The organism is Maribellus maritimus (genome assembly GCF_022267315.1).
Taxonomy (GTDB): Bacteria; Bacteroidota; Bacteroidia; order Bacteroidales; family Prolixibacteraceae; genus Draconibacterium; species Draconibacterium maritimum.
Genome location: NZ_JAIKLE010000037.1, coordinates 31,031 through 42,372, shown reverse-complemented (window position 1 = coordinate 42,372; position 11,342 = coordinate 31,031). Strand labels below are relative to the sequence as shown.

10 protein-coding genes are annotated in these 11,342 nt (G+C 37.7%); 3 read left to right on the top strand and 7 right to left on the bottom strand.

Annotation, left to right across the window (positions count from 1 at the left end):
- Nucleotides 1-31: 31 nt before the first annotated feature.
- The 6 genes from K5G00_RS23665 to K5G00_RS23640 all read right to left on the bottom strand — a co-directional run bounded on the left by K5G00_RS23665 (nt 32) and on the right by K5G00_RS23640 (nt 8,155).
- Complete coding sequence (locus tag K5G00_RS23665) at nt 32-1,273, bottom strand: radical SAM protein (protein WP_238768983.1); 1,242 nt, start codon at nt 1,271-1,273, stop codon at nt 32-34.
- A 360-nt stretch (nt 1,274-1,633) separates the two neighbouring features.
- On the bottom strand, nt 1,634-2,506 hold the full coding sequence (locus K5G00_RS23660) for a hypothetical protein (protein ID WP_238768982.1): 873 nt from the start codon (nt 2,504-2,506) through the stop codon (nt 1,634-1,636).
- Nucleotides 2,472-3,398 carry an FG-GAP repeat domain-containing protein gene (locus K5G00_RS23655; RefSeq protein ID WP_238768981.1) on the bottom strand — a complete coding sequence of 309 codons (927 nt, stop codon included), beginning with the start codon at nt 3,396-3,398 and terminating at the stop codon, nt 2,472-2,474. The genes K5G00_RS23660 and K5G00_RS23655 overlap by 35 nt, the downstream gene beginning before the upstream one ends.
- Before the next feature lie 36 nt (nt 3,399-3,434).
- Entirely contained in the window at nt 3,435-5,189 is a 1,755-nt protein-coding gene (locus tag K5G00_RS23650; RefSeq protein WP_238768980.1) for an arylsulfatase, read from the bottom strand.
- A 72-nt stretch (nt 5,190-5,261) separates the two neighbouring features.
- A complete protein-coding gene (locus K5G00_RS23645; RefSeq protein WP_238768979.1) occupies nt 5,262-6,521 on the bottom strand; it encodes a serine hydrolase domain-containing protein in 1,260 nt (419 codons plus the stop codon).
- A 329-nt stretch (nt 6,522-6,850) separates the two neighbouring features.
- Nucleotides 6,851-8,155 carry an SO_0444 family Cu/Zn efflux transporter gene (locus K5G00_RS23640; protein ID WP_238768978.1) on the bottom strand — a complete coding sequence of 435 codons (1,305 nt, stop codon included), beginning with the start codon at nt 8,153-8,155 and terminating at the stop codon, nt 6,851-6,853.
- A 588-nt stretch (nt 8,156-8,743) separates the two neighbouring features.
- On the opposite strand from K5G00_RS23640, the gene K5G00_RS23635 reads away from it, so the two are divergent.
- Nucleotides 8,744-9,655: a DMT family transporter gene (locus K5G00_RS23635; RefSeq protein ID WP_238768977.1), complete on the top strand. Its 912-nt coding sequence runs from the start codon at nt 8,744-8,746 to the stop codon at nt 9,653-9,655.
- Nucleotides 9,656-9,658: 3 nt separating this feature from the next.
- Here K5G00_RS23635 and K5G00_RS23630 read toward each other — a convergent pair whose 3' ends face one another.
- Entirely contained in the window at nt 9,659-9,871 is a 213-nt protein-coding gene (locus K5G00_RS23630; RefSeq protein ID WP_238768976.1) for a hypothetical protein, read from the bottom strand.
- A gap of 240 nt (nt 9,872-10,111) precedes the next feature.
- On the opposite strand from K5G00_RS23630, the gene K5G00_RS23625 reads away from it, so the two are divergent.
- Together K5G00_RS23625 and fmt are read left to right on the top strand one after the other, a co-directional pair.
- Complete coding sequence (locus K5G00_RS23625) at nt 10,112-10,330, top strand: DUF5522 domain-containing protein (protein WP_238768975.1); 219 nt, start codon at nt 10,112-10,114, stop codon at nt 10,328-10,330.
- Entirely contained in the window at nt 10,331-11,302 is a 972-nt protein-coding gene (gene fmt / locus K5G00_RS23620; protein WP_238768974.1) for a methionyl-tRNA formyltransferase, read from the top strand.
- The last annotated feature ends 40 nt before the right edge of the window (nt 11,303-11,342 follow it).

Below are 11,342 nucleotides of genomic sequence, written 5' to 3'. Positions count from 1 at the left end.
GATACCCCCGGTAACTGCCGGGGTTTTTTGTTCAAATATCCCTCAATCCTTTTTCAATATATTCCATTTGCCAAATTTGAAACAGGAGCTGATCTTCAGGAATTTTTTGAGGTTCTGTCTTTACAAGTTTTTCTACTTCAGTTTTTTGAATGTCTGAAAGCTGAGTTTTGGACAAAGAATTTTCAACACGAACAAAATAATTTTTATGCTTGAGCTGGATCTCACGATTGTTTTCGTTCGATTTATGTTCTGAAACAACCATTGCCTTGTAGCCAATTGAGTTGCTTTCAAAATTCCGGATAAAACCTTTTTCCGTAATAATTTCATCAGGCCCGGCAAGTGCATTGGTGATTTGTTTTCTGAATCCGGCTTTTTGAAACCGGTTTTTAAAATGAAAAGAACAATAGTTGATTCCAATGTCGAGGCTTTTTCCCCGGGCATAATTTAATATTTCCAGTGCAGTTAATTCCGATTCCAAAACAATAGGATGTTCAGCGTGTACATATGTATAATTTCGCTTTGAAAGTTTTGGAGCATTGTGTTTTGTCAGACGAAGCTGGTGTAGGTTAAGATTTGTTACCCCAGCTTTTATCATCTCAGGAAGCAGTTGTTTTAATTTTTCTTTTTCCTCCGGAATTGCGGGGATCTCTATAGTTATATTAGGAATAATTCCTTTGGCAAACCTTATTTTGTCGAGTTTAAAACCGGTAGCACCAATATCTAACCGAACTTCGTTTAATCCCGCTGAAGCAAGTTTCCTGAATTTCTGTTCCTCAGCCAAAATCCCGTTGGTGTACATCCATGTGTAAATATTGGGATCACACTTTTTGCGTACCTGTTTTAAGTATTGAAGCGTACGGTCTAAGAATAGTAGAGGTTCACCTCCGCTAAAGCTTACGCCTTTGAATTTGAAAAAGTTGACGTATTCTGCATAGCTTTCGGGAGTTTCAAAATTTAATCCCTGGGTGCTTGGCGTTTCATCGGCAAGTTGCGACGCCGGACAGTAAAAACAACTCGCATTGCACTTGCCGGTGATAAACAGGCAACTCCAGCTTCCCAGTCCACAGGTCATACATCCTTTTGAGATTTGTTTGTGGTAAGGTTTTGTATCTTTAAAAATCCAGTTTTCTTCCAGTTTATTCATTAGTTCTTCTCTCTTTTCTCTTGCTTCTGCTATGTTGTAATAGCTTGCCCATTTCAAATCAGGATATGCTGAAAAAGTATCCTTGTTTTTATTTACCAATCCGTTCAGATACGCATCAAATGCTTCCATCAAAAAAATAAATAAATGATAAAATGCTAATAATTAAAGGGGGTTCAAATGGATTGGAGTTCTATAATTCAGAAAAAATATAGAGGAAAATGAGTAAAAATTCCAAAAGAAGAATACCTCGTTTGGTCTTTTTAAACCGGGAATTTATTAATTTTTGAAACTGTAAATTTTCTTTCATATTGTTTCAATATCTGCTTCAAAAATATAAAAAAATGATATTCGAAAATGTCTTGCCTGAAAAAAGATGATACAAGTTAATTGGTTTGTTATGAGTTTTTTATGTTGGGTTTGATACATGAAAGCAAGCTGAGAATATTGCTGGGTAGTCGAAATAATGGTAACAATTTTCTGAAGTAAGGATTAAAACTTAGGGGAATTATTTTTTGAATCGATCCATTCTCTCAGAAAAAAATAAATGTTTCCATCTTCGCAACCGGAAATAATATCGAGGCTGCCGTTTCCATCAACATCAAAAGTAATTGGAGAATCGGTATGCCCCTGCAGCCGGATACAATCACTTTTTATAAGTTCTCCGTGCCATTTAAACGCAGATACATTATTTTCTGATTTCAAACATTCCAAATAAACAAAATTACATCCGTTATCGAGGTTTTGTTTTCCGTCTTCAAATCCGCCATTTCGAATAATATCTATATCACCATCGTTGTCCCAATCTGCAAGCGAAAATTTTATTCTGCCATTTCTTCCCGGAATTTCATTTGTACAAAACCTTAAAGGGACGCCATTTTCATCGGTAAAGGGATACGTCGCCGGTTTTAAGCCAAGAGTCCCATCTGTTTTCCAAAAACTCGGATAACAAGCCAACATACCTTTTTCGTCAATAGTGAGATAATCTGGCAGGCCGTCTTTATTCCAGTCAAATGCAACCGGTTTACAACGCCATTGAGTTATCAGAGCATCCGGGGCAGGTTTGTAACGCATTCCTTCAGGGTAAACTGGCTGTGTGTCAGCCCAGTCAATTGTTAATCTTTTTGCAGAGGCCAAAACCGGTTTATTTTTGGTGCCAATATTTTCAAAAAAAAGATTTTCTCCTGAAACTGTACCGGCGATAATGTCAATGTCACCATCCATATCCCAGTCGCAAGCTTCCGGGCATAAATAGCCCCAGCGCGCTTCACCCGGCCCCTGAACAGAACCAAATTCTCCGGCTTGTATTCGAATTATTTGACCGTTTGCTTCAAGTCTTTTTACCGGTTTGAATTTTTTTTTCATGGTTTTCATACAATTCCAGAAATCCGGCAGCCGTTCCAACAATGATATCAATGTCGCCGTCATTATCCCAATCGCAAAGAGCAGGAACACTTGCACAACCACTCTTTACATTCGGATTTTTTTGTAAAATATGTCTTTCCTGCAGTAATGTTCCTGATTCATTTTCAATAAAAGTAATATGCCCGCTTTCCTGTCCGATAAGTAAATCGGGATCATTATCACTGTCCCAGTCGCAAACAAAAGGACGGATAAAAATGTCTTCGAGTATTTCTTTTCCACCCACTGGTAACCGCAAAGTATCAGTATCTTTCCCGGTAACCATTTCGAGGTGCCATCTTGACGTTATAAATCGGTCGGCAAGTCCGTCACCATCCCAGTCGGTTTCACCACAAGGTTTCCATCCGGGATTTTTAGCAGGTATCGGTTTGTCAAACGTAATGTTATTCTGGTTCGAGATATTAGTAAAAAGCTCACCTTCGCAAAATATATCAAGCAAACCGTCATTGTTTGCATCACCAACAAACGAGTGTCCTTCTTTGTCTCCCAGTTTGATTCCTTCGCTTAAAAGTGCATTGCCTGGAGAGCCAATATTTTCATAAAAATACAAACCGGCAAATGTACCAACAGCATTTCCACCCCGGCCAAAATTGGCCAATATATCAATGTCGCCATCTTTATCAAAGTCGGCACCATTGAGACGTCCCCATCCACCACCTCCAAAACGGCCTGTGGTTTCAGAATTTCCAACTTTTAATATGCCATAACCATTTGACAAGTCTTGTGACAGCCACTTATCTTTTTCAGACGAACAATTAGTCAATAAAAGAGACAATAGAATACATTTGGAAGCAAATAAAAAGGGTTTCGTTTTTATCGGAACATCAATTTTCATTTCATCCCTGACTAAAATGTTGTATCCAAATACGAATTAATTAATACGTTCTATTTCAACCCAAAACGGAAGAATATTTTTGCCTGCTACCGAATAAAAAGGAATCAGTTCACCCTCTGTTTCCGTAAAGTGCACATTGTGCATTTCAATAAGATCGGTATCTGTAATGTTGATTTTTTGATGGATTACGGGACCTGCTTCCAATGTCATTTTTCCTCCGCCTTTTACCGTTTTTATAAATTTAAAACGGATATTGTAATTCCCTTCCAGAATTTTCACATGCCACTTCCCATATATTTCTTCCTGCGACCAGATTCCACGTTCTCCGTCTGCGTCGTTTCTGTTTAAAACTACCGGGTTTTCGTTTTTTGTTCCGATAACCGGGATTGGCGGGTGGAGTATATTCTCGGAGTGAATCAGTTCCTGGTAAATTTCATCCAGTTTGGTTTTTAAATTTTTTGCAACATCAGCTTCTTTTGTAATAAGATTGGTTTGTTCATAAGGATCTTTTTCGATATCAAATAATTCAAAGTTCTGAATGTCAGCGTTGTAGTCGGTGTGCCCCACAAGCTTCATATTTTCCTCCTGAATGGAAATGTTATTGTAAAGTTCGGGGTACCGGCGAGTCCAGTAAAAGAAAAGCGGACGGCTTGCCCAGTCGACGCGTCGGTTGTTTATCAGAGGCAGCAGGCTTTTCCCGTCAATAATTCTGTCTTTTGGAATTTCGGCTCCGCATATTTCAGCTAGCGTGGGTAAAATATCGATGTGTGCAGTGGTAGTTTCAATGTCTTTATCGCCTTCGAATACAGCTGGGTATCTAAGGTAAAACGGAACCCTCACTCCTCCGCGGTACACACTTCCTTTTCGCCCGCGCATACCTGCTACATAGCGAATTTGCTGCGGCCCGTTGTCTGTCATAAAAATGACTATTGTATTTTTTTCAATTCGCAGTTCATCAAGCATTTTAAAAATTTTTGCCAGGTTGTCGTCGATGTTTTCAACCATCGCGTATACTTTCCGCGCGTCTTCTTTGTTCTGTTCACTCATTTTAACAAACGGACGCTCGTCGTTTTCAAAACCTGACGCCGGATCGATATTTTTATATTTTTGATAGTATTCATCGGGAACCTGTAAAGGTGTGTGTGGCGCATTAAAAGCGAGATAACAGAAAAAAGGTTTTTCTTTATTGTTTTCGATAAATTTAATTGCCTGTTGTGCAAAAATATCGGTACAATAGCCATCGTATTTTTCCTGCATTCCATTGTGCCACAAAACCGGATTAAAGTAGCTGCTGTCGCCCTGAAACCAAGTGGTGAAATCGCCAACCTGCCCCATTCCACCTGAAAGATGAATAACCGACTCGTCAAAGCCCTGATCGTTGGGGCGGCTTGGATAATTATCTCCTAAATGCCATTTTCCAAATATGCCGGTTGAATATCCAACATTTTTCAACATTTCAGCAATGGTTATTTCTTCGGGGGCCATGGTTGCTCCGCCGTTGTATGTGTCGCGAACACCTGTTCGGAGAGAAAATCTACCAGTCATTAAACTCGATCGGGTAGGGGCGCAAACAGGCGAAACATAAAATTTGTTGAAGCGGATACTCTCTTTGGCAAATTGGTCGATGACCGGAGTTTGGATATGCGGATTTCCGTTGATTCTTAAATCACCGTAGCCCTGATCATCTGTAATGATAAGCAGTACATTTGGTTGAGAAACATTTTGAGCCTTTCCAAATGAAATAAGTATTGAAATAAAAATAGACGTGAAAATCAGATTTCTTAGGTTCATAGTTGTGGAATTGAGTTATTTCCACAAATTTATTGTATTGCAATGATTATAAAAAATAAAACTGATTTTCAATTAGCTATTGTCATCTATAGGTTCACCCACCGTATATTCGGTTAAAATATGTTTATGGTCGCTATATTCAAATAACAAATTCAAAAATGTAGGTACGGTTACGGAGGCGATCGGGTTTGGTGAATTCGTAAGATAGGCAATTCCAATGTTTTCTTCTTTACAGTATGCAATTTCTGTTTTATAACCGTTTACATATCCACCATGGTAAGCAACTTTTCTTCCTTTGTAACCAATTATTCTCCACCCAATCGCATATTGTTTTGAGTCTACTTTATCCCAGCGACGTAAATAAGCTCTTTTTAAAGGTGATTGAACCTGTGGCGTGAAAACAGTTTGAATGATATTGTCGTTTATTTCTGTACTGTTTGTGTTTGTTAAGTGAAGAAGGAATTGTCCCATGTCAGAGATACTCGCATTTATCCCTGCTGCCGGTGCGGTGGAATAATATCGATCGTTTAAACGCATTGTACGGTAGTGTCCCGCACTCCCATAATGGGGATAAGCTTTGTTAGGGTTGTTTTTAAAAGAACGAAATCCGGTAGAAGCGTTTTTCATTCCAAATGGGTCGAAAACCTTTTCATGAATTATATTGTCAAACTTTTTAGATGTTTTGATCGCTGCAATTGTGTCGTATAAACTAAACATCACATTTTGATAACCGTATAATTTTCCGGGTGATGCCGAAATGTCGACAAAACACAAGTTGCTCATTATCTTACTTAGCGGAACTTTTTCTTCGACCATATTATCGTAGGCGTGTGGTATTAGCCCCGAAGTATGACTTAACAAATTTCGTATCGTAAGTTTTGTTGTACTTTCCAGGTTTTTTAATTTGAAGCCGGGAAGATAGTCAACTACATGATCATCCAAATGAACAATATTTTCATCATCAAGTATTCCTGCTAAAACACCGGTTATAGTTTTAGAAACAGATGCTAATCTGAAAACAGTATTTTTATTAATGGAATCTTTTTCTCCCGCTTTTTTTACTCCATAGCATTTTAGAAAAGCAACCTGATCTTTGTAGGTAATTACGAGAGCAGAACCTACTGAGCCTGAATTGATTATTTCTGAACTGATTAAACTGTCGTATTCCCTTATTACACTTTCTATTTCAAGTGGCTTTTTTTCCGTTTTATCAAAAGCAAGCGTATCAATCTCCGGCGTATGGAATTTATCGGCTGACACATTTTGAATTCTGAATGCAACAAAACCTACAACCACAACAACCAGTCCAGCCAAATACAAAAATTTCTTCATCCCAAAATCTAATTTTGTTGCGTTCCCTTTTAAATTTTTTATTACTATTTCCTGTTCTTGAATGATAGTAAACAGATTTATTTCCAGATTTTACCAAACTCTATCGCTTTTTTAATTGCTGAATTTAGTAAGCTGCGATATAAATCGCTCGCAAAATATAAATCCTGAGAGAAAAAAGAAAGAGTGTTTACGACTTTTTATTGGATTTTTTTTAAAAGATAAAATGCGGGTAAGTGTTTTGCAGAACAAATGTCCATTTTGTCTTTTGTGAAAAACGTTAAATATCTGTCGTGCTTTGTATAAAAAAGCTATTTTTTAATTTGGAAGTGTTATTCCATAAATTTATAGCCTAAGCCGTTAACCGTTTGTTTTATTTTTTCGAGATTAATATTTTTTCCGGTAATTTTTACTGTCCCGCTATTATTGTCGGCAATAACTGTATTTATGCCATCTATTTTTTCGAGATTATTTTTTACTGATGCTTCACAATGCGAGCAAGTCATTCCGGAAACATTTACGGTAATACCTTCCTCTTTTTTCATTTTCCTTTGTTTGCTTAATTTCGAGTAAAAATAACCGCCTATCATTGAAAATACAAGTATTACAGCTGAACTTAATTGCAACCAGTAAGGTAGCATTTCATGATTCCCGTCGTGTATGTGTACTACTTTACTTAGAATAAAATCGGTTGGTAATAACCAGTTTGTTAATAAACCGAATAAAACAGCTCCTCCTATTATCGTTGTCAGATACACTGCTAAAGATTTTCGTCCCATTGTTTTCCCGAGTACAGTCATAGTTGCCACATTGGTAGCAGGCCCTGCCATTAGGAAAACCAAGGCGGCCCCGGGAGAAACGCCCTTCATAAGAAGCACTGCTGCTATTGGGATTGACCCTGTGGCACATATGTAAATTGGTACAGAAGCTGCAAGAACAACTAATATTTCAACCAGCCCCATTCCCTGGAAAGAGCTAAAAAAATCGTTGGGTAAAGCAACTGAGATTAATGCTGCTGCTAAAAAACCAATAACTAACCATTTGGCAATATCCTGAAGAAGTTCAAAAAAGGCATAATCTGCGGCCCGGATTATCGAGTGTCTTTTGTCAGTGGTTTTGGGCTCGTGGCAACCACATGAATTGTCATCACATGTCGCTCCGGATTTTTCCAATTTAGCGGTGTCAATTTTAAAATTTCCAAAGGGCGATTTAGGTGTTGTTTTTTCTTTTATAAAAATATTGGTAAAAACACCCCCCAGAATTCCTGTGAAGAATGCAACAACCGGTCGCAAGACAGCAAAAGGCCAGCCTAACATTGAATAGGTAGCCAATATTGAATCAACTCCGGTTTGTGGTGTCGAAATTAAAAAGGAGTTGGTTGCCCCTTTCGATGCCCCGTTTTTGAAAAATGAAATTCCGGTGGGAATTACTCCACATGAGCAAAGTGGCATTGGAATTCCAAGTAGAGAAGCATTTAGTGACGATTTGAAATTGGATTTGCCTAAATATTTGTCAATATGTTTTTGAGGAAAATATACTTTTAGTATTCCTGCAAAAACAAGTCCAAGCATTAACCATGGAGCCATTTCCAAAAGGAGGTACCATAGTTCAGCAAAATATTTTTCTATTAGTTCCATGATGTTCAATTTAAAAAACAAATGAATAAAGTGCTTGTTTTGTGAATACAAATTAAATGTATTTTTAAATGAAAAGATTATATAATTTTTAAAATAGCTTTCAATATTTAAGACGAGGGATACTTTGATAAACAGCATACACAAGAAGTTGAATTTCTTTCCTTGTCCGGTTCTGGCCTTGATTTTGTTTTGTTGTTTAAAATGGACCTGAGTCTTGTTTTGGGAATGTAGTCCTGATTTGAATCTATTTTTTTTGTTGGTTCTTTTTGTATGTTGTTGTTTGTTAGTTTTTTATGTGTTTTGGCATTTGTGTTGTAATAATATTGGTACAGTAATGCTTGATGTTTTAAAAGAATAAAACAAAAATCATGAAAAAGTCAGTGTTGCAAGCGAGGATTAAAAAGAAAGATAAAAAATAAGGGGAAAAATTAAGAGATAAAAAGTAAGGGTAATAAGAAAGACACAAAACAGGGTTTAGGCAAGCCGAGAGGCTTGCCTTTTTTTATCCGAAATTTTCAACTTCCCTGTCAAAAAGAGATTTTTTCTGCCAGTTTCGATACGCGAAATGATTACATTTGCCACCAAATTATGCAACAATATTTCGGTGAAATAGCGGGTATCCTGACTGCCGTTTTTTGGACGGTAACAAGTTTGGCATTTGAATCGGCAGGAAAAAAGGTGGGTTCTTTGGCGGTCAATTTAATCCGACTGGTAATGGCGTTCTTTTTTATTGGCTTTTACAGTTGGTTTTCCCGTGGCTTTTTCTTTCCGTCAGATGCTACTTTTTTTCAGTGGAAATGGTTAGTACTTTCAGGTATGGTTGGTTTTGTTATTGGTGATTTGCTTTTATTTCAGGCATTTGTGGTTATTGGAGCCCGTATTTCAATGTTGATGATGGCGCTTGCACCGCCTTTTACAGCGTTTATTGGCTGGCTTATACTGAAAGAAACTTTAACACCGTCAAATTGGTTGGGAATGATGGTTACAATGGCTGGAATTATACTTGTTATTTTGAAAAGAGAAAAAACAGAACAAAACGGAGAGATCATTCGGAAGCTCAAATCGGGTTATTCTTTGCAGGGAATTCTGCTGGCTGTTGGAGGAGCTATGGGCCAGGCAACAGGTTTGGTTTTGAGTAAAAAAGGAATGGGAAGCTATGACGCTTTTTCCGCTTCGCAAATCAGAGTTTTAGCAGGAGTTGCCGGATTCTCAGTTTTGTTTGTCTTTATGAAGCGGTGGCCGCGTGTCTGGGCCGCGTTAAAACATGCTCCAGCAATGAAAAGAATAACACTTGGTGCATTTTTTGGCCCGTTTTTGGGTGTCTCTTTTTCTCTTCTTGCAGTTCAACATACAGAGGCGGGTGTGGCTGCAACGTTAATGGCAATTTCGCCGGTTCTTATTATTGCTCCTTCCGTTATTTGGTTTGGCGAAAAAGTAAATTGGAAAGAGATTTTAGGTGCCCTTATTACTGTTGGTGGTGTGGCATTGTTTTTTCTTTAACAGTTAGTCGGGCAAACTTTGTCTTAATTCTGTAAGTTTCATCTGACGATCCATTGAAAATGAAGTACTTTCCATCTCAACTTTGTTTAGTAAAAAATAGGCCTTATTAAAATAATTTAGTTTTTTATTTTCTGTTTCTGCCATTTCTCCCTGTTCTTTCATAACCGAAGCAATCATTTCAAGGTGTTCGTTGGTGAGTTTTTTTTGGGAGACCAAAACATCAATAAATTTTTCTATGCTGAGTTTGTGGATATCATCATCAATTTTCAGGCATTTGTAAAAATATTGAATCTCTTTCTCCGCTTCTTCATTTTCTCCTTTTTTTCCGATGCCTGAGTATTTTATGAATTACTTCGAAAAGCATCATTAGTTGTCTCATAAGATAGTCTCTTTCGATTCCCATTTTTATTCGTTTTTGTTTTAAAGATAATGTTTAGTTTTGGGAAAAATTTTTGAATGGGGTATTTTGATGATATTTTTGGTAATGATTTGGGTTTCAACAGCGATTTAACAGAAGGTGTTGATTTTTACATGGAGAAGGGTTATCGTGTAATGACAGAGCGTTATTTGATTAACCGTGGTTATTGTTGTTCGAATGGTTGCAGACACTGTCCTTACTGGCCAAAAGCTCAGAAGGGAAATACAAATTTACGTACCGGTTTAAAAAGAGGATAAATGAAAGGAAAAGAGTTGCGTATTGTTTTTATGGGAACACCCGATTTTGCCGTGGCAAGTTTACACGCTCTGGTTGAAGGTGGTTATAATGTTGTTGGAGTGGTTACTGCTCCCGATAAACCTGCAGGAAGAGGGAAGAAACTGGCAGAATCGGCAGTGAAAAGATATGCGATTTACAAGGGATTAAATGTATTGCAACCCGATAAATTTAAAAATCCTGCCTTTTTGGAAGAATTGAAAAGTCTGGAAGCCGATTTGCAGGTTGTTGTTGCCTTTCGGATGCTGCCTGAGGCAGTTTGGGCAATGCCCCGTTTTGGGACATTTAATTTACATGGTTCATTGTTACCTCAATACAGGGGAGCGGCGCCTCTAAATTGGGCGGTTATAAACGGTGAGAATAAAACAGGAGTCACTACATTTTTACTTGATCAACAAATAGATACCGGAAAGATTTTGTTTAAGCGCGAAATTGAAATTGGAGAAAATGATACAGTCGGAGATGTTCATGACCGCCTAATGGAAATTGGTGCCAAGTTGGTGGTGGAAACGGTAGATGCAATTGCGGAAGGAGGCATTCAACCTGTTTCACAATCGGAGTTGATTGAAGAAAGTGAAATAAAACACGCACCTAAAATTTTTAAAGAAGATTGTAAAATTAATTGGGAAAAAAGTACAGAGTCAGTCCGAAATTTGATTCGTGGCTTATCGCCTTATCCGGCCGCATGGACAATACTTGTTAACAAAGAAACAGGTGATGAGTGGCAAACAAAAATATTTTTTGCACAAAAAGGTGGAAAAGAGAATTCAGTAGAACCGGGTACTATAAGGATCGATGGAAAAACGTTTTTGGCTGTGTCTTGTTGTGATGGATGGCTGGAAATTACCGATTTGCAGATTGCCGGTAAAAAGCGGATGAAAACAGGCGATTTTTTAAGGGGGTTTCAGCAAATTGGCGAATGTAAATTCAAATAAAAAGGCCCTGAAAGACAGAGCCCTTATTATTTTTTAGAAC

Bases quoted from the DNA above. Each gene is read 5' to 3' on its own strand.
- K5G00_RS23650 (WP_238768980.1), bottom strand. From the start codon at position 5,189: ATGAACCTAAGAAATCTGATTTTCACGTCTATTTTTATTTCAATACTT.
- K5G00_RS23635 (WP_238768977.1), top strand. From the start codon at position 8,744: ATGCAACAATATTTCGGTGAAATAGCGGGTATCCTGACTGCCGTTTTT.
- K5G00_RS23625 (WP_238768975.1), top strand. From the start codon at position 10,112: ATGGGGTATTTTGATGATATTTTTGGTAATGATTTGGGTTTCAACAGC.
- K5G00_RS23655 (WP_238768981.1), bottom strand. From the start codon at position 3,398: ATGAAAATTGATGTTCCGATAAAAACGAAACCCTTTTTATTTGCTTCC.
- K5G00_RS23640 (WP_238768978.1), bottom strand. From the start codon at position 8,155: ATGGAACTAATAGAAAAATATTTTGCTGAACTATGGTACCTCCTTTTG.
- K5G00_RS23665 (WP_238768983.1), bottom strand. From the start codon at position 1,273: ATGGAAGCATTTGATGCGTATCTGAACGGATTGGTAAATAAAAACAAG.
- K5G00_RS23660 (WP_238768982.1), bottom strand. From the start codon at position 2,506: ATGAAAAAAAAATTCAAACCGGTAAAAAGACTTGAAGCAAACGGTCAA.
- fmt (WP_238768974.1), top strand. From the start codon at position 10,331: ATGAAAGGAAAAGAGTTGCGTATTGTTTTTATGGGAACACCCGATTTT.
- K5G00_RS23645 (WP_238768979.1), bottom strand. From the start codon at position 6,521: ATGAAGAAATTTTTGTATTTGGCTGGACTGGTTGTTGTGGTTGTAGGT.